Genomic DNA, 23,717 nt, shown 5'->3' on the forward strand with positions numbered 1-23,717 from the left:
ATATAGGAGGATACTATGAAGAACATAAAAAAAATAGTTGGGCTTTTTATGTTGTCTGCTATGATGATAGTTATGCCATATAAAATAACTTCTGCATCAGTGGAAACAAATATAAAAAGAGTAGAAGAAAAAGCAAACACTGTAGAAATATCTGTTGATAAAATAAATTATGAAGTTAAATCTTTTAGCCTTAGTTTAAAGATAGATGGAGATGTAACTCTTGATTCTTTAACATGGAGTGATACTTTGAGTGATAAAAGCGTAGTTAAAAATTATAAGTATGATAGTGTAGAAAACGTAGTGGATATCTATGTTACTTCAAGCAAAAACTTAGTTGAATACGGTAATCTTAAGGTAGCATCTATTAAAGTTAAAGGTGAAATGAATGCTAACTATAATATAAATGGTAAGGGCAAATTTAAATTTATCTATTCTGATAAAAATAAAGATGGTGAAATGGATAGTTTACCATCAAATAATAATGAAGAGTTTAAATTTATTAAGGCATCTAATGGACAAGATAATGATAACAACTTAGGCCAAGATGGGGAAAAACCGGAGAATGATAGTAATTCAGGACAAGACGGAGAAAAGCCAGGTACTGATAATAATTTAGGTCAAGATGAAGAGAATCCAGATAATGATAATAGTCAGGATAAAGATGAAAACTCTAATGATAGTAATGAAGAGCCTAATGAGTCATTAGAAAATAATGATTTAAATAATAAAGAAGATGCATCATCTAATGAAGTAGAAACAAGTGATAATTTATTAAAGAATATTTTTATTGTGTTAATAGTGCTTTCAGGTGGAGTTATCTTAATATATAATTTCAAAAAGAGAAAAGCTTAATGTAAAAGAGTAGTCATAGTAATGATGGCTACTCTTTATTCTATAGAAAAGTGGATAGCTAACATATAATTAAGTATAATAGAAATAAGAAATTATATTAGAAAAGAGGAAGATAAAATGGATATTTCAGAAAAGATTTTAAAAGAAGAAGAAAGATATACAGGAAACTTTTTAAAAGTATCTAATATAGATGTTGAGTTACCTGATGGAAACCTAGCTAGTAGAGATGTTATTAGACATCCAGGAGCATCTGCAATTTTACCATTAACTGATGATGGTGAAGTAATTTTAGTTAAACAGTTTAGAACAGCTTTAAATAAAGTAATTATTGAGGTGCCAGCAGGAAAGCTAGAAAAAGGTGAGGAACCTATCCTATGTGCAAAAAGAGAATTAGAAGAAGAGACAGGATATAAAGCAAAGGAATTTAAATACTTAGGAAAGATATGTACGGTACCAGGCTTTTGTGATGAAATAATTCATCTATACCTTGCAACTGGAATATATGAAGGAATTAAGGGTGGAGATGAAGATGAGTTTACAGAAATCATTAAGGTCTCAATTGAAGAAATGAAAGAAATGGTTAAAAAAGGAGATATAATAGATACAAAATCTATTAATTGTTTATGTCAATATATGCTTCAATGCCAATAGTAAACAGGTTAGTGTAAATTTAATATTTTACGCTAACCTGTTTTTTTAGCTCTATGGAATTAAAAATTTTAATAAGTAGATTATTGAGAGTACCATAATTACTAAAAGACTAATATTTATAAATTACTCTCTTGGTGGTTCTATAAGTAAAATACTAGGAAAAAAGGTTCGTTTAATAATAATTGTATTTACATATTTATGGTTAGGTCTTATGCATAAATTTACTTTTCTAATCATATTATAGGGTATACATACTTTAGGAGGAGTAAGAGATGAAGGGTGCTATGGAAAAAATTAATGAAACTTTTAGGGAAAACAAGATTTACTATTTATTAGTCTTATTGTTCTTTTGTGTAGGAATTGTAATAGGAGTTTATTTAGTAAAGTATATGAACGAAGGAGATAAAAATGATTTAGCAAGTTACTTTACTGTCTTTGTTAATGGTATAGGTGAAAGACCTGTAGACTATGGAGCATTATTGTTGGACATAGTTAAAAAGAACTTTATATTAATAATACCAATAATAGTTCTAGGGTTTACATTCTTTGGAACACCTATAATATTAATATTAGATTTAATAAAAGGATTCACCTTAGGATATACTTTTGGTTTTTTGCTTACAACTTTTGAAGGAAAAGGAATTGGACTAGCCTTAGCTGCTACAATTCCTCAGAACTTAATTTACATTCCATGCTATGTTGCTTTAAGTGTATTTGCATTATCAATGTCTACAGAAAAATTAAAAGAAAAGTTTTCAAAGAAGTCTATTCCTGTAAATATTAATCTAAATGGTATAGGAAGTTATCTTATTGTTTTATTAGGATTATTTGTTTTAGGGGTTATACTTGAAACTTACGTATGTCCAAGCATAGTTAAATTTGTGGTTACTAAATTCTATTTATAAAAAGAAAGAAACATAGGAAGATAAATGAAGGGAAAAAGATTAATTTGTCGAATATATAATATAAATAATGGTGTAGGAGAGAGCAATGATAGAAATTATAAATAATTATAAAGATTATTTGTTACAAAATGATAAAAGTGAGAACACTGTATATGCCTATGTAACTGATGTAAATCTTTATTCTAAGTACCTAGAAAAGAAAGAAATGAATCTGTATACCTCAGATAATGTAGCAATAATGGGTTATATACAACATCTCTTAAACCAAGGTAAATCTGAGCGTTCTATTAATAGAATAGTTATAAGTTTGAGGAGTTTTTATGGCTATTTAAAAAGTAGGTCACTAGTTAATGATATTCCAAAGATAAGTTATAAGAGCAGTAGAACCACAAAGAAATTACCACAAATTTTAACTGTTGAGGAAGTAGATAAAATAATAAGGTCTGTTGATAAAGATGGACCAAAGGGAATTAGAGATAATGCGCTTTTAGAGTTGATGTATGCAACAGGAATGAAGGTATCAGAATTGATATCTGTAAATGTTGAAGATGTAAATTTAGATTTATCATTTGTAAAATGTATAGATAATAAGCATTTTGAAAGACTTATTCCTATAGGAAGAAGTGCTTGTAGAGCAATTGAAGAGTATCTTGCAATAAGGGATCAAGTTGCAGATGCAGGAGTAACAAATCTTTTTGTAAATCTAAATGGCCAAAAGTTAACAAGACAAGGCATATGGAGAATAGTAAAAGAGTATTCTCATAGAGCAGGAATTGATAAGGATGTTAATCTAAATACATTTAGGCATTCTTTTGCAGTACATTTACTTCAAAATGGAGCTAATGTTAGGGCGGTGCAAAAGTTACTTGGAAATCAAGTGTTAACTTATATGGATACCTATTATGAAATAATAAATAGTGATAAAATTAATTTAATCTATCGTAATACTCATCCTAGAGCATAATAATTTTATCAATTTTACAAAAGATAAGTATAGAATAGAAAGGAGTTTTACTTATGAAAAGAGTAGTACTTATAGTTTTAGATAGTGTTGGAGTAGGAGAGATGCCTGATGCTAAAATGTATGGAGATAAAGGAAGTCATACTTTAGACCATACTTTTGAAGCTTGCAAGGGACTTAATATACCAAACTTAAAGAAGTTAGGTCTTGGTAATATTGAGGGCGTTAAGGCATTAGGAAAAGAAGAAAGTGTTATTGGTGCCTTTGGAAAGAGCAGTGAGAAATCAATTGGTAAAGATACTGTAACAGGACACTGGGAAATTGGAGGCGTAATTCTTGATAAGCCTCTAAATACCTATCCTAATGGTTTCTCAGATAAAATAATAAATGATTTTAAGAAAAAAGCAAAGATAGATGGGATTTTAGGTAATAAGGTTGCCTCTGGAACTGCAATTATTGAAGAGCTAGGAGAAGAGCATGTAAAGACAGGATATCCAATAATATATACATCAGCTGATAGTGTGTTCCAAATAGCTGCACATGAAGAGGTTGTTGGGTTAGGTAACCTTTATAAGATGTGTGAAATAGCAAGAGAAATGTTAGTTGGAGAGGATGTTGTTGGTAGAGTAATTGCTAGACCTTTTGTTGGAGAAGTTGGATCATTTAAAAGAACTTCAAACAGAAGAGATTACGCTTTAGATCCATTTGGTAAGACAGCTTTAGAATATATAAAAGAAAATGGAATGAGTGTAGCTGCTGTCGGAAAAATAGAAGATATATATAATGGAAAAGGCGTTACAGAGGCTGTTCACATAAAAAATAACATGGATGGAGTTGATAAGACTCTGGAATATATGGATAAGATTGATAATGGGTTAATATTCACAAATTTAGTGGATTTTGATATGCTTTATGGTCATAGAAATGATCCGAAAGGATATGGAAAAGCTTTAGAGGATTTTGATGGCAGACTTAATGAAATATATTCAAAGCTAAGAGATGAAGATATTTTAATTATTACAGCTGACCATGGGTGTGACCCTACAACAGAAAGTACAGATCATTCTAGAGAGTACATACCAATACTTGTATATGGTAAAAAAGTTAAGGGTGGAACTGAATTAGGAATAAGAGATTCCTTTACGGATATAGGAAAAAGTGTTTTGGATTACTTAGGAATAGATAATAACTTAGAAGGGAAATCCTTTATAAATGAGATTATCTAAAGATAGGAGGACTGTGGCATATGAGAATGTATGATGTCATATTGAAAAAAAGAAGAGGAGAAGAACTATCTAAGGAAGAGATAGATTTTTTCATTCAAGGATTTACAAAGGGAGAAATACCTGATTACCAAGCATCAGCTTTGCTTATGTCAATTTTCTTTAATAGTATGAATAAGAGAGAAACAGCAGACTTTACAATGTCTATGGTTCACTCTGGAGAAACTTTAAACTTAGATAAAATTCAAGGAATTAAAGTTGATAAGCATTCAACAGGTGGAGTTGGTGATACTACTACTATACTTTTAGCACCTATGGTAGCTTCATGTGGAGTGCCAGTTGCAAAAATGAGTGGTAGAGGACTTGGTCATACAGGTGGAACAATTGATAAACTTGAATCATTTAAAGGATTTTCAGTGGAGCTTTCAGAAGAAAAGTTCATGGAAAATGTAAATGATATAGGAATAGCAGTAATTGGTCAAACAGCTAATTTAGCACCTGCTGACAAGAAATTATATGCCTTAAGAGATGTAACTGCTACAGTTGATAACATGCCTCTTATAGCATCAAGTATAATGAGCAAGAAAATAGCTTCAGGTGCAGATGGAATAGTTCTTGATGTTAAGGTTGGGGATGGAGCGTTTATGAAAACTCCAGAGGATGCAAAGGCCTTAGCAGAAGAAATGGTTTCTATAGGTAAAAATGTAGGAAGAAATACAATAGCAGTAATTTCAGATATGGATCAACCATTAGGATATGCTATTGGTAATGCATTAGAAATAAAGGAAGCTATTGATACCTTAAAAGGAAATGGACCTAAAGACTTGCTTGAATTAGCATTAACTTTAGGAAGCAATATGCTTATTTTGGCTAATAAAGTTGAAAACTTTGAAGAAGGAAAGAAGCTTCTTTTAGAAAATATTAAAAACGGTAAAGCTTTAGAGAAATTAAAAGAATTTGTTAAAGCACAAGGCGGGAATCCAGCTTGTGTTGATAATACAGATCTTTTACCTAAGGCTAAATATATTATAGAAGTTAAAGCTAATAAGTCTGGAACAATTTCAAAAATTCATGCTGAAGAAATGGGCTTAACTGCAATGGAGTTAGGTGCAGGAAGAGCAACGAAGGAAAGTGTTATAGATTTAGCTGTAGGAATTGTTTTATGTAAGAAAAGAGGAGAAAAAGTATCTGAAGGAGACATCTTAGCTAGAATATATGCTAACGATGAAAACAAAGGACATAAAGCTGTTGAGAAGATACTTAGGGATATTCAAATTTCAGATGAATATGAAGATAAGATTCCATTAATATATGATATAGTACGTTAATTAAGTAAAAACTGTCTCGTAGATGATTAAAATCATCTGCGTAGACAGTTTTTCTGCTTTATATAAAAGCAATATCTATTCAATTTCTTTCTCTTTGAACTTATATAATTCGACAAAGTGTGATATTTTTTTATTACTTGGAAACAATATTCTTGAAGGGAGGAAGATAAATGAATAAGAAAATAATTAAATCAATATCTCTATCATTAATGATTATACTATCTATTTTATTATTACCTGTAGGAATATTAACAAGTGCTAAGGAAGAAGAGTCTAAAGGTGGAGGAGTAAATAGTATAGAAGCAAAATCATATTTACTTATGGAGCCTATTTCAGGAAAAGTTCTATATGAAAACAACATAGATGAAAAGTTTGCTCCAGCTTCTGTAACGAAAATAATGACAATGTTATTAACTATGGAGGCTGTAGATAGTGGTAAGATTAAATTAGATGACAAGGTAACATGCAGCGAAAATGCTAAAAAAATGGGCGGAAGCACAATGTTACTTGATACAGGAGAAGTTAGAACAGTAGAAGAGTTATTAAAAGGTGTAGCAATAGCATCTGGTAATGATGCTGCTGTAGCTTTAGCTGAATACCTAGGTGGAACAGAAGAAGATTTCGTAAACATGATGAACAAAAGATGCAAAGAATTAGGTATGAAAAATACTACATTTAAAAATTGTAATGGACTTCCATGTGAAGGGCATCTTTCAACAGCAAGAGATATAGCATTAATGTCTCGTGAATTGTTGAAACATCCAACTATATTAAAATATTCAGGAACTTATATGGAAACAATCTCTGAAGGAAGAAAATCCCCAATTGAATTAGTTAATCATAATAAACTTGTAAGATTTTTTGAAGGTTGTGATGGACTAAAAACTGGCTTTACTAATGAGGCTAAGTATTGTATTTCAGCTACTGCAAAAAGAAATGGAGTAAGAATGTTAGCTGTAATTATGGGGGCACCTACATATAAAATCAGAAATAGAGATGCAGGTATATTAATGAACTATGGCTTCTCTAAATATGAAGGAAAGAAGCTTGTATCTAAGGATGAAGATGTAGATAAGGTACAAATGGGTAAACAAACTGATAGGTTCTTTATGGCTAAGGCTAAGGATGATCTAGAAGTTGTAGTACCAAAGGGAAATAGCGGCGAATTAGTTAAAAAGGTCGTTATGGATGAAGTTAAGGACGAATACAAAGCAGGAGATATAGTAGGTAAATGTGAAGTATACCTTGGAGAAGAAAAGGTAGGAGAAGTTAAGATTTATTGTGATAGAGACGTTAAGAAGGGTGGAATCTTTGATTCTATCAAGTATAATATAAAGAATATTTTTAAGTAATTTAAAGGTGATAGAAGTGTACTTCTATCACCTTTTTAGCTTGTCTAATTAGCTCAAAATTGGTATTATAATAAGGTATGACTAAATGTATGAAATAGAAGAGTAAGGTGGAATTTTAATGGAATTACCTAAGATTAAAGTGGCTGACTTTGAAGGGCCCTTTGACTTATTGCTGCATTTAATAAAAAAGAATAAAATGAATATCTATAATGTTGAGATATATAAGGTTACTAATCAATATCTAAGATATTTAGATGAGATGAAGGAAATGGATCTTGAGATAACTTCTGAATTTATAGTAGTTGCTGCAACTTTAATAGAGATAAAATCTAAGACTCTTCTTCCTAAGCACAAAGTTGAAGAGGAAGATGAAGAAGATATAGAAAAGAAGTTATTAGAAAAGCTTATTATCTATAAAAAGATTAAAGAAGCAACTGAGTTCTTTAAAGGAAAGTATACAAGCTCTGGTAATATTTATACCAAGAAGCCAGAAGTGATAGAGGAGATTAAAGGACCAGTAGATAATGATGAATTATTAAGAAATGTAACCTTACTTGATTTATATAATATTTATAATAATCTTCTGGAAATATATTTAAATAAACAAAATAAAGGAAATGTAATACAGAAGAAAATATATGTTGATAAATATAAGATAGAAGATAAATTTGATTATCTTTCTGAAAAGTTAAAAGAAAAAAAGATTACAGAGTTTTCAGACCTTATGATGGAATGTGAATGTAAACTTGAATGTGTTGTTACTTTCTTAGCGCTTTTAGAACTTATGAAACAAAGAATGGTAAAGGTATACCAAACAGGAAGCTTTGGAGAAATATTAATTGAAAGGAATGAAGAAGAGGTTGAATAAATTTGACATAGGACAGTTCGAGTTTAAGGAAGTATCAAGAAAAGATACTCAAAAAGGAATAATTGAAGCAATGCTATTTGTAAGTGGAGAACCTCTATCATTAAGAGATATAGCAATTAACCTTGAAGCTACTCCTAAATATGTAGAAGAGTTATTAGATGAAATGATTAAGGATTATGATGAAGTATCAAGAGGAATAAAGCTTATATCTATAAATGGTGCTTATCAATTAGTTACTAAGGCAGAGCATAGCGATTACATACAAAAATTATTAAAGAAGAATAAAAGACAGTCTCTTTCACAGGCTTCATTAGAAAGTCTTGCAATAGTTGCATATAAACAACCTATTACAAGAATTGATATTGATGAAATAAGAGGAGTTAAGTCTGATAGTGCCATTCAAAAGCTTATAGAGAAGGACTTAATAAAGGAAGTTGGAAGATTAGAAGTTCCAGGTAGACCAATTCTTTATGGTACAACAGAAGAATTTTTAAGACAATTTGGATTACACGATCTTAAAGAGCTTCCATCTCTTGACCTTTATGCTGTAGAAGAAGAGCAAGAGCTTGAAGAAGAGATTGCATTAGATAGTGAAGAATAAATAATTAGGGATATTAGAATTATTAATTGAAATTCTAATATCCCTTTAACATTAAGAGGAGAATTATTGGTTATCTAAATGAATTGCTTTATCTGTTGATTCAAAATCATCAGGATATAGGTCTACATCAGGTGTTGTATTACTAGAAGGTTGTTCATTGCAACTTCCAGACTTTTTAAATAAGTCTTTAACCATATCTATAATTTGTGGTACAGTATCAACAATCCTATCATATGTATTGTCTTGTTCTACAGGCATTAATCTAACAGCATTATCCTTTACTACTAGAAATGCTACAGGTTTAACTGATACTCCAGCACCTGAACCACCACCAAATGGGTAGTCACTGTTAGAGTTTACTTTTGTATTAGCTTCTCCAAATTCAGAACCACCAGATGCAAATCCAAAGGATACTTTAGAAATTGGAATAATACAGCTACCGTCTTTAGTTTCTACAACATCACCTATAACAGTATTTACATCAACCATATCTCTTAAGTTTTCCATAGTACTTTTCATTAAAGTTTCTACTGGATGTTCATTATTCATTGTCTTTTACCTCCTTTTTGGGTACTGACCCTCTTGCTATTAAAAATAACATATATATAATTTGAGCTAGTGATAAGAAAATTATACTTTTTATATCAAAATTTACTATAAAATCATCTTTAAATTGAGGAGTAATAGGAAATTTAAATTTTTTTGATTTAAAAAATACATTTATTATTCTAAGTATTAAAGGCATTGTTGCAGAGATAGCTCCATATGATATTGCAGTTTTAGCTGCATCATTTAAGGAGTATGAAAGAGAGCCTTCAAGCCTTAGTGTTGGCTTAAATTTATTCCTATCTAAAGCCTTAACTATTTTCTTAGGATCAAAAGATCTTGTGAAAAAGAAATTTGAAGTCTTTTTCTTTTTAGTTTCATTTATTTTTTTTTCATTGATTTTCTTCTTATTATTTTCTACCCCATTTTTTGTGCCTTTTTTCAAAATTGTAAACTTATATAATTTTATATAATAATTTTCTTTACTGTAGCAAATACTAAGCTTAATAGGAATAGGGAGCAATAAAATAAGAAGGATAATAATTAGAAAAATCTTCATAGTACTCCTCCAAACATATAACATTTATATTATTGCCTATTTAAACCAAAATAAACTTCTTATTTTTTTATGGTAAGAGGTTTATTTTTTAGTTATTTAGACAAACTACACTTAGAAAAGAGAATTAGAGGGTGGTTTTGATGAAACTTTATGCGAGAAAATTATCAATATTATTAAGTACAGTATTATTAAGTTCTTTATTCATGCAAGTGAATGTACTTGCATCTCCAAAGGACAACTTTAGAGTAAGTGCAAGAAATGCAATTGCTATGGATAGAGAAACCAAACAAATTCTATTTAATCAAAATGGATATGAATTAGTACCAATGGCAAGTACAACTAAAATATTAACTGCTTTAATTACCATAGAAAGAGGAAACTTAGATGAAAAGTTTACTGTAAGTAAAAATGCAGCTTCTATAAGAGGCTCTAAGGTTGGTTATAAAGCAGGAGAGGAAATTGCCATAAAAGAATTATTATTTGGATTAATGTATAGGTCAGGTAATGATGCAGCAATTACCTTAGCTGAAGGAATTGGTGGCTCAGTTGAAGGCTTTGCAGAAATTATGAATCACTATGCAAAGAGCTTAGGATTACTTGATTCCCATTTTGAATCTCCTCATGGTTTAGATTCAAGTGGTCACTATTCATCTGCATATGATTTAGCTGTTTTAACAGCTAAGGGAATGGAGTATGATATGTTTAGAGAAGTGGTTGGAACAAAGGAAATAAGAAAAGATACTTATGGCTTCTCAAGAGACTACAATAATATAAATAAAATCCTTTGGAAAATCCCGGGAGCTAATGGGGTTAAAACAGGATACACTGGTCAAGCTGGAAAATGTCTTGTATCATCGGTTAATCATGATGGAAGAGATATAATTATAGTAGTTTTAAATTGTCCTGATAGATGGAGTCAAACTGATAAGATTTATAAGCATGTGGCTGAAAAGATGGCATTTCAGAATGAGAATATGAAAGAGATGGTAATGACAGAATAGGATAAAGTTGGTTTGCCATTATTAGTTTTTTTTGATAATCTAAAAGTGAATAAAAATTAAAGGAGTAATGTTATGGATAAAAAGAAAATTTTAAGCACTGTTGATCATACTTTGTTATCTCAAACAGCTACATGGGAAGATATTAAGAGAATTTGTGATGAAGGAATGAAGTATGAAGTTGCTTCAATTTGTATTCCTCCATCTTACATAAGAGAAGCGAAAAATTATGTGGGAGATAAATTAGCTCTTTGTACAGTAATAGGATTCCCTAATGGATATATGACAAAAGCTACAAAAATCTATGAAACAATGGATGCCATTGCAAATGGTGCAGATGAGATAGATATGGTTATTAACTTAGGTCATGTAAAGGATAAGAAGTATGACCTAATTGAAGAAGAAATAAGAGAAATTAAGAAGGCTTGTGGTTCTAAAATACTTAAGGTTATAATAGAAACTTGCTTCCTAACTGAAGAAGAAAAGATTAGTATGTGTAAGGTTGTAACAAATGCAGGTGCAGATTTCATTAAAACTTCAACTGGATTTGGAACAGGTGGAGCAACTAGAGAAGATATAGAGCTTTTCGTTAAGCATGTTGGACCAAATGTAAAGATAAAAGCAGCTGGAGGAGTAAGAGATTTAGCTACTGCAGAAGACTTTATTAACCTTGGTGTTTCAAGACTTGGAACAAGTTCAATTATAAAGATAATTAACAAAGAAGAAGTAACAGGATATTAATAATAAAGAGCTGTTTTAATAAACAGCTCTTTTACTTATGCTTTTAACAAAGTTTTGTATTAAATATATTATCTAAATTAAGTTTAGTTACTTTATTCTTGATTTCTTTTATATTAAGTGTATATAGTCCTAGTTCTTGCATTCTCTTAAAGTAGCCAGCACCTGCAAAAGTATATCTTACCTTTCTTCCATCTCTAGTTTTAGATTGTTCATTTTCATATGAAATTATATCTCCAATAGCAATTGAACTTGGAAGGATAAGAAGTGGCAATCCTAGTGCAAGTCTTACTGAATTATGGCCAGCTAGGGTGCCTGTACATATAGCTTCTGTATGTCCAACAAAAAGACCACTTTTTTCTCCAGCGCAGAATAAATTATCCACTCCTTGAACCTTCATGTCATTAGTTCTAGGAGCAACAGATAGATATCTCATTGAGTTACCTTTACTTCCTGCATATGGATCCACATACTTAGCATGTTCTAGTCCTGGTATCTTCCTTAATTTTTCTAAAGGATAATAAGTTGTCATTAATTTTGCATGTCCAGTATCTAAAAGTACTACATTTTCAGCAAATTCTTTTAATGCGTATTGTTGACAAACCTTTGTATCTAATTTGCCGTAGTTAACATCTTCAGTAGGAACCTTTAAAACAACAACACCTTTCTCATTTAACACCTTATTAATTTCATCGGAAAGACTTTCCTTTGCTAATTTACAGGAACCTGACATAGCACCCAAAGCATCTTCAGCTCTTTCTCCTTGAATGTCAGGAACACCACATCTTTCGCTTATTGAAATTCTAGGTCCAAATGATGGACATCTTAAAATACACATTGAACATCCATTTCCATATCTTAAGCAGTTCCCCATAGGACCTGTAGTTCCTGTTGTTTCAATAAAAATATCCCCGTCTACAAAGCTATCATCAGCTAAGTATAAACCTTTTATCTTATGTCCATCAAATTCAACATCTCTAACTCTTTTCTCCATGTGAATTACTATTCCTAAAGATTTGATATAATCTCTTACAGCACCTTCAATCCTGTTGACGTCATAAAGGCTGGCATGTTTATGCCCTGGAAAATCTATGCCTTTGTGTCTTGAGTTTGCATCAGTAATATTAATTAAATCTCCACCGCCTAAAGCAATAAGTTCTTCAGATGCAGTATATCTTCCATTGTTTCTCATTATACCGCCAACATTTCCAAGTCCAAGTAATAAATCTGTTTTTTCATATATATGAACTTCTGCTCCTGCTTTTTTTGCACTAATAGCAGCTGCACATCCTGCCCAGCCACCGCCAATAATGATAATCCTCATATAAACCTTCTCCCCTCAAAAATATTTCTTGGATCTGATTGCAATTTACAGAACCTCTTAACTCTATGCCCTGAAAATCTAGCAGTACAAGCGCCACAGATTCCTTCACCACAACACATCTTAAAATTATTACAGCATGAAAGTGTAATATCAGCTCTATCAAGTTCATCTAAATATTCAATTACTGAATAAGTTAGAATATCTGCACCAGCTAAGTGAATATGACTTATATTCTTATCGTGGATGGATTGGGAAATAATAAATTTACCTTCATCTGATAATTTGCCTTTGTTAAGTAAGTTGGTTTCCTTAGGAAAGATATTAAACTTATCTAAATATTCACTTGCAAAAATATTCTTGAAAGGAGCTTTATCAATAAAAACATCAACTTCATTATTTGAGGTTACAAGCTTTCTTATGACAGGCATCATTGGAGCCATTCCAATACCCCTTGCTAAAACTAAACAATTTTGTTCTTTCTGTTTTGAGATATTATCAAAACCAAAAACTCCATTCCAATAAGGTCCTCTAATTACTATTTCTTGACCAACTTTTGTTTCTTTTATTTTCTTTGTTTTAATTCCTCTGACTTCAATTACAATGGTAATAATATCTGTTTCTACATCAGATTCCATAATGGATATTGGAACATCGAAGAAGTTGTTCTCATCTGTCCTAATAAAAATGTAGCTACCAGGTTTAACTAGATCTATTGCTAGTTTATGAGGTGCTATAAATTTAATCATAATTACACCTTCGTCTATTTCTTCTGCAAATGTAACTTCACAATTGTATGTTTTTCTTCCTTCTTTAGCCTTCATTCCATTATTAAAAAGTTCTTGATAAACACAGACACCTTTCCAATTTACACAGTCGCAAAAGCATTCCCCTTGAAGTTGTGAACACATAATACATTCTCCTGATTCTGCCAGATGACAAGGACAATATTCAGTGCCACAATCTATACAGTCCATTCTTTCTTTTATCATTAAGCACTCCTTTTTTAAAGAAAATTACTTCTTATACTAAGGTATTTTCTGTAGAATATTTTGTTACACTGTTAATGTTTAATTCATAAAAGTAGAACAAAGTTAATTTTATTAAGTGATTATGCTTTTAATAGAAGAGGGTAGAAGGGAACGGGCTTTGGTAAAGTAAATAATAGGGATGAAACTTGTAAATATCAATGTAAATGAAGTTGTATTTGATAATAATAAGATAGAAGTAGAAAGTTGCAAGACTATGGAAGGTATTGAAACTGAAAGTTATATACTATCATTCTATAGAATTAATGTAGAAACTAAAAAAGGATTATATTTTATGTATATATGAGATATTGTTTTAGAAGAAGCTATGTCAAATTAATAAGTTATAAATGGTCTTATAAATACAGAGAAACCCACCTGTTTTACAGGTGGGTTTTATTATTTAATAAGTAGTTCATTTATGCAAAGAGCAGAAGCAGCTAAAGCTCCAGTATAATTATAATAGTTCTTAATTATAACATCTTTATTATTCTGTAAACCTAGTAAATTTAATTCTTTATCTAAGTGTTCTTTTAATAAACTTGATAATAAAGGTTCTTTAAATAACTCTCCATGAATAATAATTTTATTTGAATCAATCATCATATATAAATTATTAAGTGTAATTGCAAGATATTTAATTGCAGAATGAAGTATATGTATTATACCTTCATCACCTAACAGATAAGCTTTTAATATAGTATCTATTGTTATCTTATCCTTTTCACTAACTAATTGCTTTAGATATGTACTTTCTGAGTTATCAAAAATAATTTGAGCTTTCTTTATTATCCAGGCTTCACTTGCATAAGTTTGAAGACAGCCTCTCTTACCGCATTCACATAGTTCTCCATCTGGGTGAACAACTATATGTCCGATTTCTCCAACTAGATAATTATTTTTAGCATATAGTTCACCATTATACATATATGAACAAAACATTCCTCTACCTACATGGAAAAATATAAAGTTATCATCATTACCATTATTAAATAGTAATCTTTCTGCTAAAGTCATGCATTTAACGTTATTTTCAAAAAAGATTGGTAGTTGAATATTATCTAGTAAGACTTTAATATTAAAGTTTTTCCAAAATGGATTATTAGTAATAATGGATTTACTTTCATCATGGAAGTGACCTGGAATTGCTATTCCAATTCCTTTAGGGTTGTATTCAGCACATGATTCTATGAATTCTTGTAATTTATTAGTATAAAAATATTCGCTTAAAGTGTTGTTTAAATCATAATGACTTAATACAAAGGAATTTTCTTTAATAATTTTACCTGTATTGTCTGTTAAACAGAAAGATATATATTTTTGAGATAATTCACTTCCTATATAAAAACTATGATTAGGAGAAATATCTAGTAGTATTTTTTTTCTCCCAGATTTGCTCTGTTCAGGGATAGCTTCTCCAATTTCGTGAATAAGCTTTTGATTGATCATTTCTCCAGTAATTTCGCTAACGGTTGCAGGAGTTATGTTAGTTTCTTTTGAAATATCTATTCTAGAAATAGGTCCTTTAGAATAAATTTTATCTAAAATTTTAAATCTTATGTTTCTTTGTGTTTTGGTGATTTTCATAATAGTCATCCTTTCAATATTAATATTCCTATTAATATAAGTATATATTAATTATAATTTATAAACAACTATCCATATAAACTTGAAAATATTGTTGACAAATTATAGCTGATAATATATTATTTAGTTAATAAATAATTATTTATTATCAATATATCTTTTGAAAATGTTTAAATATAATTATTAAATTATATTTTATAATTAACTAAAAGAGGGAGAGGTTAATATGAAAAATTTAAGTGAATTTTTAGAAGAAAAGTTGATGCCTATAGCATCAAAATTAGGCTCAAACAAAGTGCTTATTTCAATACGTGATGGTATTACATTAAGCATGCCTTTAATTATCATTGGTTCTTTATTTATGATTATAGCAAGTTTTCCAGTAAAGGCTTGGACTGATTGGTTAACAGCTGTAGGTGTTGATGCTTATTTATGGAAGGGCGTTGATAGTAGTTTTGGATTAATGGGATTAGTTGCAAGTTTTGGTATTGCTAATAGCTTAGCACGTCAATATGATGTTGATGGTGTTTCAGCAGGAATTATATCTCTTTCTTCTTTTGTTGTTGTAACACCTTTTGTAAGTGGTGAAGCAGGAGCAGGAATCCCAGTAGGATTTATGGGAAGTAAAGGTTTATTTGTAGCTATGATAGTGGGTATTATTTCATCTTTAATTTTTAAGTGGTTTATTAAAAAGGATATACAAATAAAGTTACCAGATGCAGTTCCACCTGCAGTTGCAAGAAGTTTTAGTGCCTTAATTCCAGGTGCAGTTATTATAACGTTATGGTTAGTTGTTCTTGGAATTATGGATAAAGCTAGTATTGGAAATATACATGATTTACTTTTAAAGGTTTTAGGAGGTCCATTAGGATTACTTGGTAACAATATTTTTGGAACAATTATTGCAGTATTCTTAAATAGTTTATTCTGGATGGTTGGTATTCATGGTGGTAATATTGTAAATAGTATTCTTAAGCCAATTTGGCTTATGAATTCAGATGCAAACCGTCTAATATTCCAGGCTGATGCTACTGCAAAATTACCTAATATTATTACAGAGCCATTTATGGATAACTTTGTATATATCGGTGGTGGGGGAGCTACATTAGGTTTAGTAATAGTTATTGCTATTGTAGCAAGACGTAAGAGAGCTAGCCAAATTAGTAAGATGATGGCACCTTTAACATTAACACCTGGTATCTTCAATATTAATGAGCCAGCTATGTTTGGATTACCAATAGTAATGAATTTCTCTTTATTGATACCATTTGTTTTAGCACCAATAGCTAATGCAGTAATTTCATATACAGCAATGGCTTCGGGATTAGTTGCTACTACCACAGGTATTGCTGTTTCATGGACAATGCCACCAATTATTAGTGGATTCCTTACAACTGGAGGACATATAAGCGGTTCTATTTTACAAATAGTATTAATACTTGTTGATATAGCAATTTATTGGTTCTTCTATCAAAGTGTTGAAAAGAAGAATTTAGAATTAGAAGCAGCTGAAATAAATTAAGTTAAAATAAATGCAGTTGATATAGATAAAGTTTTGGAGGAATAGTTATGGGTAAAAGATTAATTAGTGCAAATGCTTCAGAAATATTAGGAATGAACGCAGAAGAGTTAAAACAAAGTATTAAAGCAAGTGAAGGAAGGGTTATTCTTTCAGAAAATGTAGCAACAAGGGAATCATTTATAGGAGATATTACTAATTCAGAAATTGCTAGAGCTTTTGGAGCTGATCTAATTCTTCTTAATGGAGTAGATGTTTTAAAACCATATATATTTGGACTAGAAGTTAAGGAAGAATCCTTTGTAAAGGAACTACAAAATTTAGTGGGACGTCCTATAGGTGTAAACTTAGAGCCAGTAGATTTAGAGGCAAATATGGCCGAGGATCGTTTAACAATCAGTAAGGGTAGACAAGCTAATCTTGAGACAATTAAAGAGATTGAAAGACTTGGAATGAATTTTGTTTGCTTTACTGGAAATCCTGGTACAGGTGTGACAAATACAGAGATTGAAAAGACAATTAAGTTGGCAAAAAAATATTTCTCTGGGTTAATTATTGCAGGCAAGATGCATGGTGCTGGTGTTGATGAACCAGTTGCTGATATGAAAGCTATTGAGTCATTCATTGAGGCAGGTGCAGATGTTATTTTGGTTCCAGCAGTTGGAACAGTACCTGGTTTTGATGAAGGTGAATTAAAAGAAGTAGTTAAACTAGCACATAGTAAAGGTGCGCTTGTATTAAGTGCAATTGGAACTAGCCAAGAAAGCTCTGATGAGGATACTATCAAACAAATTGCTATTCGTAACAAGATTTGTGGAGTGGATATTCAACATATTGGAGATGCAGGTTATGGTGGGGTTGCACCTTATGAGAATATTTTGGCCATGAGCAAGGCTATTCGTGGTGTTCGTCATACTGTATCCATGATTGCACGTTCAATAAATCGTTAATTAAATAAATATTTATATATTGTTATAAATATATAAATATATAGTTAAAATTAGGATTCTTAGAATTTTTTGAGAGGAACTCTAAAATTTGTTTTTTTAAATCATAGTAGGAGTTTATTATTAAGGAATTTAAATTTTAAATTAAGATACAAAAATAGAGGATAGCAACTAGCTATCCTCTTACTTTTATTATACGAGGAAAGGATAAAATTTGAATTAGCTATAAATCAAAGGATAGTAATTTTATAATTTCCTTACCTTTAGTAGGCGTGGGGGGATATTTGTTTCCATGTGACTTGGAGCTTGCGACGGAACAAGCAAAATAAATATTCGCTAAACCTTTTTTATAATTAAAGAGTGTATACATATGGTGTAAATAAAATATAAGTTATAGTATCTTTGAGCCAGCCGAATCCAAACAAACCAGCAGTACAAGCATAAAGAACAGCTACGGTAGGTTTGCCTTCATAAAATTTATGTGCTTCTAAGAAACCAAAGAATAGGCAAAGTAAAAGGGCAGTCCATTTACTTTTTTCTTTTTTAGGTAAGCTATTATATTCTTCATAAGGCTCTCTTAATAGATCTATAATTTTCATATGTATCCTCCAATCTAAAATACTATTTGCTTATATTATACACCATTAATTGTAAATTTATAAAAATAAAAAAGGAAAGTAGATAGAGTAAGTTTATACAACTATCTGCTTTCCATATATTATTTGTAAAATTAATCTTAGAAGCTGCCGCCGCCTCCGCCATGAGTACTTCCACTGCTACTAGTATGAGTTGTACTATGACTTGAATTATTAGATTGCTTTTGAATCTTTCTTCTAGTGGTATTTTCTCCAACAAATATATCTTGCATATTAGTTAAGGAGAAAGATCCTTTATCTTCGTAAGTTCTATTGTTAACAGTAACATTTCGCTTAGATTTTAATGTAACTACTAATGTAACTAATAGTGATATTATTAAAGCAATAGCATAAGTAGCTGGAGATATAATTTTCTCTTTTAATCTACTAGAAAAAGAAGGTGGAGTAGAGTTCTCTTCAATACTTAAATCCTCATCATCAGTAACTACTCCTTTAGTACCATAGTAATCAATGCTTTCTAGGAATTTGCTACTAGCACCTTCATAATCTCCATCTGATAAATAAGGTGTTATATCATTTATCATAGTATCTATTCTAGTATCACTAAATATATTAATTGCCTTTCCTGTTGTAGAAATCCAAATTTCTCTAGCATCCATATTTACTAATAGTAAAACACCTGATTTTTCGGAATCAAAACCATAATTATTATAATCATAAAAATCATCTGCATACTCCATTGAAGTTTTACCCTCTGTATTATCAGTAATAACTATTACTGTGTCTAAATTATATTTATTTGCAATTTCATCAATACTACCTTGTAATTGTTGAACTTCAGGTTCTGATAAATAATTTAAATAGTCCTTTATATTTTTAGTTTCAGTTGCCTTAACATTAATGGGTGATAAAGTTATTAAAAATATAAATAAACAAATAAGTGATTTAAATTTTCTAGACAATTGCAGCACCTCCAAACACAATAATTAACCAAGTTATTATAAATATAATTGATGCATATTTAATTTGACTGCCATGATCAGTAGGAGCTTCACCTATAACTTTCCCAGTTTGTCCATTTATAATAAATTCATATTTTTTACCTTTGTACTCATTAACTAGTAAATAAATTGGTAACATAGCATAACTATAATCAGTTTTAGTTATGGTAACTCTATTAGAGTTTGGGTTAAAAGTGCTATAACCAGATACTGTTTCAGCTAATCTAGAGCTTAGATATTTTTCAACTTTCTTACTTGCAACGTCTTTTGCTTCTGTTGCATCTACATTATATTTTTCAGCCATAAATCCAGACATATATTTTATAGAGAAATCTGTTAGTTCACCATAATTATATGGCTCTATTTCCTCCATTAAGTAATCATCTAATTTTTTTAGTCCATCTACAGGTATTCCGTTATATTTAGAAGTACATTCCCTTATAATATTATAGTACTTAGTTTTTGTATAATTGTAATCACCATCTGACCAAGAATGAACTTTTGTACCTTTACCACTAAGTTCTCCTCTTACATTATTATCAAATAACCAAAAAGGCACATATATACCAGTGATTTTTTCAATACATTTCTTTTCCTTAAACCCTTTAGGGGCAAATTTCTTTTTCTTAATCCAAGCTCTATAGATTTCTTGAGCCTTTTCTTTACCTATTTTAAATGGGATAACACTTTTGGGTGCGAATTTTCCAGAAAATCTAGTTTTTATTATAGAGTGACTTCTACAATAAATACAAAATGTTGCTGCTGTTGTATCATCTGCTATTAATTCTGCACCACAATTTGTACAAGTATAACTATCTAAATCACCTATATGTTCTTCAGTATGACTGGTATTTTCCTTAGTTATAGCATCAACTTCATCTTCATTAAATTCACTAAAGCAGTAATTACATTTCCATTTTTGAATTTCAGGATTAAATTCTAATCCTGCATTACAATTAGGACAATTATATTCAGTTATAGTACTCATATTTTCTCCTCCGATAAAATAATCCATAGTATATTCCATACAAATGGTATCATAATCTTATATGTGGTGTAAATTGAAATTAGGACTATTGTATGAACTTAAAAAATATTTTAATAAAAGTATTGACAAGCTATCAAAAACTTGTTATCGTATACATTGTAAGGACTGTTACTGATTCGATCAGGCATGACCAAAAATTAATGTGATTATCTATGGGTGATTATATTAATCTTTGGTCATTTTTTATTTTCAAATATAACAAGGGATGGAGATAATAAAGATGAAGATAATTAAAAAGTTAAATAATAATGTTGTTTTAGCTTTAAATGATAAAGATGAAGAAATCATTGTTGTTGGAAAGGGATTAGGTTTCCGTAAGACACCATATGTTTTAGAGGATTTATCATTAATTGAAAAGAAGTATGTAATTCCTGAAAACACAAAGGCTTTTGATATATTAGATTCTATCCCTAATGAAGTGATCAAAGTAACAGAAATGATTATGAGATATGGATATAAAGAACTTAATATAGGATTTAGTCCAGATATCTTATTAGCCTTATCAGATCATATTAATTTTGCTATTCAAAGAAATAAAGAAGGGATAGAAATGAGAAACCCACTTCAGTGGGAAATAAAACATCTTTACCCTAAAGAGTATACTATAGGAAATAATTCTTTAGATATTATTGAAAAAGAATTGGGTATTAGACTTCATAAAAATGAAGCTGCATTTATAGCATTACATTTTATAAATGCTCAACTGGGTAAGCATGATATGACTGAAACAACCAAGATAACAAGTATAATGGGAGAAATCCTTAGTTTAATAAAGTATAAATTCAAAATAGAGTTTGATGAAGATTCATTTGAATTTACAAGGTTTGTAACTCATATAAGATACTTTATAATGAGGCAGGTAAATAATAAGCCATTAGAAAATGAAAATAGTGATATGTTTACTCTTATGCAAGATAAACTGACTGAAGAGTTAGAGTGTGTTGATATGATAGAGAAACATTTAAATAAAAATTATGGATGGAAGTGTACAAATGATGAAAAATTATATTTGATGCTTCATATTCAAAGAATAAGAAAACAAAATAACTAGGACTGTTACTGATTCGATCAGGCATGACCAAAAATTAATGTGATTGTATAGCTATAACTACAATTATGTTAGTCTTTGGTCATTTCTATTTTAGTTTAATAACTAATAAATCAATGCTAGCTAAGATTTAAAGGTTTTAAATATATATTTTAAACAAAGGTGGAGAGATACATGAATAATAAAGAATTAGCTCAAAAGATTCTTGAGTTAAGTGGTGGAGAAAAAAATATTACATATGTTACTCATTGTGCTACTAGATTAAGACTTGTAGTGAAATCTGAAGCAGAAGTAAATTTAAAAGCAATAGATAGTTTAGAAGGTGTTTTAAAAGCACAACATAGTGGTGGTCAATTACAAGTTGTAATTGGAGCTAAGGTAAACAAGATTTATGATGAATTCACTAAGCTTGGAAGCTTTACAAATAATAATGAATCTGATATGCCAAAGGTAAAGAAAAATCCAGTCAATGCCTTTATTGAAACTATTTCAGGAATATTTACTCCAATACTTCCAGCACTAGTTGGATGTGGTATGATGAAGTGTTTATCATCACTAATGACATCAACAGGTATGGTAGATCCTTCTACAGGTTTTATTACAGTATTTAATATGATAGCTGACTGCGTATTTTATTTTATGCCATTCTTCTTAGCTGTAAGTGCAGCAAGAAAATTTAAAACTAATGAATATTTAGCAATAGCTTTAGCAGGATGTTTATTACACCCAACAATTTTAGATGCTGCAGGTAAAATTGCTGAAACTGGTATTGATAAAATAGACTTTTTAGGATTACCTATTTTATTAGTTAAGTATACTTCAACAGTAATACCAATAATTTTATCAGTATGGCTTTTAAGTTATGTTTATAAGTTTGTTGAAAAGATAGTTCCAGATTTACTTAAGGTATTACTTGTTCCAATGATAACTTTATTAATTATGGTTCCAGTTCAATTGATAGCAATAGGACCATTTGGTTCATATGTAGGTACATGGATAGCTGAAGGATTAAACATATTGTTTGCAAAAAGTGGAATTGTTGCAGGTGCTTTATTAGGATTCTTTAGACCTATACTTGTTATGTTTGGTATGCACTACTCAATTATGCCAATGCAAATTCAACAAGTTGCAGAAACAGGAGTTACTGTATTAACTGCAAGTGCTTTAGCAGCTAATCTTGCACAAGCAGGTGCAGCATTTGGGGTATTCTTAAAGACTAGAAATAAGACTATGAAGGCAGCAGCAGGTTCAAGTTCTCTAACAGCTCTTTTTGGTATTACAGAACCAGCTATTTATGGTGTTACTTTAAGATATAAGAAACCTTTCTTTGCTGGATGTTTAGCAGCAGGTTTAGTAAGTGGATTCTTTGGATTAGTAAATGCAAATGCAAATGCTATTGCTCTTCCTGGTATTTTATCACTTTCAACTTATAATGCTGATAGATATATTTACATCATAATTGGAGTTGTAGCAGCATTTGTGTTAGGATGTGTATTTACACTTATTGCAGGGGTTGACGATTTTGTAATGGGTGAAGATAAGAAAGTAGAAGCTAAAGAAGAAACTGTAGTTTCTAATGAAGGAATTATTGTAAAGAGCCCAGTTGAAGGGACAGTTAAAGATTTAGCAGAAGTTAATGATAATGTGTTTGCAGAAGGTTTAATGGGAAAAGGAATTGCAATTGAACCTAAGGTTGGTAAAGTTGTAGCTCCATTTGATGGGATAGTAGAAGCTATTTTTAAAACAAATCATGCTATTGGTTTAAAATCTAAGGATGGTGCAGAAGTTTTAATTCACATTGGATTAGATACTGTAAATTTAGAAGGTAACCATTTTAAGAGTCATATAGAAAAAGGTCAAGCTATAAAAGCAGGAGACCTGTTAGTAGAATTTGATATAGATGCAATTAAGAAAGAAGGATATGATGTTATAACTCCAGTTATAATAACAAACTCTGATAACTTTAAGGATGTTATGGCAGTAAAAAATGGTGAAGTAACAAATAAAGATGATTTATTAAATTTAATATAAGTAGTAAAA

General features: G+C 30.2%; 24 protein-coding genes. 16 read left to right on the forward strand and 8 right to left on the reverse strand.

The window, feature by feature from the left end:
* Positions 1 to 15: 15 nt before the first annotated feature.
* The 9 genes from G594_RS0105755 to scpB all read left to right on the forward strand — a co-directional run bounded on the left by G594_RS0105755 (position 16) and on the right by scpB (position 8,741).
* Positions 16 to 852, forward strand: coding sequence for a hypothetical protein (locus tag G594_RS0105755; protein ID WP_027097712.1), 837 nt, complete (start codon positions 16 to 18; stop codon positions 850 to 852).
* 117 nt (positions 853 to 969) lie between these two features.
* Complete coding sequence (locus tag G594_RS0105760) at positions 970 to 1,503, forward strand: NUDIX domain-containing protein (RefSeq protein WP_027097713.1); 534 nt, start codon at positions 970 to 972, stop codon at positions 1,501 to 1,503.
* Positions 1,504 to 1,775: 272 nt separating this feature from the next.
* The gene (gene spoIIM, locus G594_RS0105765; protein ID WP_027097714.1) at positions 1,776 to 2,408 is read left to right on the forward strand and encodes a stage II sporulation protein M; all 633 of its coding nucleotides are present in this window, start codon (positions 1,776 to 1,778) and stop codon (positions 2,406 to 2,408) included.
* Between the two features lie 85 nt (positions 2,409 to 2,493).
* Positions 2,494 to 3,372, forward strand: a complete 879-nt coding sequence (locus G594_RS0105775) for a tyrosine-type recombinase/integrase (protein WP_027097715.1) — start codon at positions 2,494 to 2,496, stop codon at positions 3,370 to 3,372.
* 53 nt (positions 3,373 to 3,425) lie between these two features.
* Positions 3,426 to 4,595, forward strand: coding sequence for a phosphopentomutase (locus tag G594_RS0105780; protein WP_027097716.1), 1,170 nt, complete (start codon positions 3,426 to 3,428; stop codon positions 4,593 to 4,595).
* Positions 4,596 to 4,615: 20 nt separating this feature from the next.
* The gene (locus G594_RS0105785; RefSeq protein ID WP_027097717.1) at positions 4,616 to 5,920 is read left to right on the forward strand and encodes a pyrimidine-nucleoside phosphorylase; all 1,305 of its coding nucleotides are present in this window, start codon (positions 4,616 to 4,618) and stop codon (positions 5,918 to 5,920) included.
* 170 nt (positions 5,921 to 6,090) lie between these two features.
* Positions 6,091 to 7,272: a D-alanyl-D-alanine carboxypeptidase family protein gene (locus tag G594_RS0105790; RefSeq protein ID WP_027097718.1), complete on the forward strand. Its 1,182-nt coding sequence runs from the start codon at positions 6,091 to 6,093 to the stop codon at positions 7,270 to 7,272.
* A 118-nt stretch (positions 7,273 to 7,390) separates the two neighbouring features.
* Positions 7,391 to 8,140, forward strand: coding sequence for a segregation/condensation protein A (locus tag G594_RS0105795; RefSeq protein ID WP_027097719.1), 750 nt, complete (start codon positions 7,391 to 7,393; stop codon positions 8,138 to 8,140).
* Positions 8,121 to 8,741 (forward strand): SMC-Scp complex subunit ScpB, encoded by a 621-nt coding sequence (scpB, locus tag G594_RS0105800; protein ID WP_034865976.1) that lies wholly within the window; start codon positions 8,121 to 8,123, stop codon positions 8,739 to 8,741. The genes G594_RS0105795 and scpB overlap by 20 nt, the downstream gene beginning before the upstream one ends.
* A gap of 63 nt (positions 8,742 to 8,804) precedes the next feature.
* Here scpB and ytfJ read toward each other — a convergent pair whose 3' ends face one another.
* Positions 8,805 to 9,290: a GerW family sporulation protein gene (gene ytfJ / locus G594_RS0105805; protein WP_027097721.1), complete on the reverse strand. Its 486-nt coding sequence runs from the start codon at positions 9,288 to 9,290 to the stop codon at positions 8,805 to 8,807.
* A complete protein-coding gene (locus tag G594_RS0105810) occupies positions 9,283 to 9,846 on the reverse strand; it encodes a DUF2953 domain-containing protein (RefSeq protein ID WP_027097722.1) in 564 nt (187 codons plus the stop codon). The genes ytfJ and G594_RS0105810 overlap by 8 nt, the downstream gene beginning before the upstream one ends.
* 140 nt (positions 9,847 to 9,986) lie before the next feature.
* On the opposite strand from G594_RS0105810, the gene G594_RS0105815 reads away from it, so the two are divergent.
* Both G594_RS0105815 and deoC read left to right on the forward strand, forming a co-directional pair.
* Positions 9,987 to 10,847 (forward strand): D-alanyl-D-alanine carboxypeptidase family protein, encoded by an 861-nt coding sequence (locus G594_RS0105815; RefSeq protein ID WP_027097723.1) that lies wholly within the window; start codon positions 9,987 to 9,989, stop codon positions 10,845 to 10,847.
* 72 nt (positions 10,848 to 10,919) lie between these two features.
* Complete coding sequence (gene deoC, locus G594_RS0105820) at positions 10,920 to 11,585, forward strand: deoxyribose-phosphate aldolase (RefSeq protein WP_027097724.1); 666 nt, start codon at positions 10,920 to 10,922, stop codon at positions 11,583 to 11,585.
* A gap of 43 nt (positions 11,586 to 11,628) precedes the next feature.
* Here deoC and G594_RS0105825 read toward each other — a convergent pair whose 3' ends face one another.
* A complete protein-coding gene (locus G594_RS0105825; protein WP_027097725.1) occupies positions 11,629 to 12,906 on the reverse strand; it encodes an FAD-dependent oxidoreductase in 1,278 nt (425 codons plus the stop codon).
* Entirely contained in the window at positions 12,903 to 13,895 is a 993-nt protein-coding gene (locus G594_RS0105830) for a sulfide/dihydroorotate dehydrogenase-like FAD/NAD-binding protein (protein ID WP_027097726.1), read from the reverse strand. Before G594_RS0105830 ends, G594_RS0105825 begins: the two co-directional genes overlap by 4 nt.
* A gap of 178 nt (positions 13,896 to 14,073) precedes the next feature.
* On the opposite strand from G594_RS0105830, the gene G594_RS20060 reads away from it, so the two are divergent.
* Entirely contained in the window at positions 14,074 to 14,238 is a 165-nt protein-coding gene (locus G594_RS20060) for a hypothetical protein (RefSeq protein ID WP_155849286.1), read from the forward strand.
* A gap of 92 nt (positions 14,239 to 14,330) precedes the next feature.
* Here the strand turns inward: G594_RS20060 and G594_RS0105840 are convergent, their stop codons facing one another.
* Positions 14,331 to 15,518 (reverse strand): ROK family transcriptional regulator, encoded by a 1,188-nt coding sequence (locus tag G594_RS0105840; RefSeq protein WP_027097727.1) that lies wholly within the window; start codon positions 15,516 to 15,518, stop codon positions 14,331 to 14,333.
* 226 nt (positions 15,519 to 15,744) lie between these two features.
* Here G594_RS0105840 and G594_RS0105845 point away from each other — a divergent pair, with 226 nt between their 5' ends.
* Both G594_RS0105845 and G594_RS0105850 read left to right on the forward strand, forming a co-directional pair.
* Complete coding sequence (locus tag G594_RS0105845; protein WP_027097728.1) at positions 15,745 to 17,040, forward strand: PTS sugar transporter subunit IIC; 1,296 nt, start codon at positions 15,745 to 15,747, stop codon at positions 17,038 to 17,040.
* 47 nt (positions 17,041 to 17,087) lie between these two features.
* Positions 17,088 to 17,987, forward strand: coding sequence for a DUF7916 family protein (locus G594_RS0105850; protein WP_027097729.1), 900 nt, complete (start codon positions 17,088 to 17,090; stop codon positions 17,985 to 17,987).
* A 350-nt stretch (positions 17,988 to 18,337) separates the two neighbouring features.
* Here the strand turns inward: G594_RS0105850 and G594_RS18410 are convergent, their stop codons facing one another.
* The 3 genes from G594_RS18410 to G594_RS0105865 form a co-directional block, all read right to left on the reverse strand.
* The gene (locus tag G594_RS18410; protein WP_051195914.1) at positions 18,338 to 18,583 is read right to left on the reverse strand and encodes a TM2 domain-containing protein; all 246 of its coding nucleotides are present in this window, start codon (positions 18,581 to 18,583) and stop codon (positions 18,338 to 18,340) included.
* A gap of 137 nt (positions 18,584 to 18,720) precedes the next feature.
* Entirely contained in the window at positions 18,721 to 19,542 is an 822-nt protein-coding gene (locus G594_RS0105860; protein WP_027097730.1) for a TPM domain-containing protein, read from the reverse strand.
* Positions 19,535 to 20,569 (reverse strand): TFIIB-type zinc ribbon-containing protein, encoded by a 1,035-nt coding sequence (locus G594_RS0105865; RefSeq protein WP_027097731.1) that lies wholly within the window; start codon positions 20,567 to 20,569, stop codon positions 19,535 to 19,537. The genes G594_RS0105860 and G594_RS0105865 overlap by 8 nt, the downstream gene beginning before the upstream one ends.
* 280 nt (positions 20,570 to 20,849) lie before the next feature.
* On the opposite strand from G594_RS0105865, the gene G594_RS0105870 reads away from it, so the two are divergent.
* A complete protein-coding gene (locus G594_RS0105870) occupies positions 20,850 to 21,680 on the forward strand; it encodes a PRD domain-containing protein (RefSeq protein WP_027097732.1) in 831 nt (276 codons plus the stop codon).
* Positions 21,681 to 21,851: 171 nt separating this feature from the next.
* A complete protein-coding gene (locus G594_RS0105875; RefSeq protein WP_027097733.1) occupies positions 21,852 to 23,708 on the forward strand; it encodes a beta-glucoside-specific PTS transporter subunit IIABC in 1,857 nt (618 codons plus the stop codon).
* The last annotated feature ends 9 nt before the right edge of the window (positions 23,709 to 23,717 follow it).

Origin of the sequence: Clostridium paraputrificum AGR2156, from assembly GCF_000424025.1 — a bacterium.
Lineage (GTDB): Bacteria > Bacillota > Clostridia > Clostridiales > Clostridiaceae > Clostridium > Clostridium paraputrificum.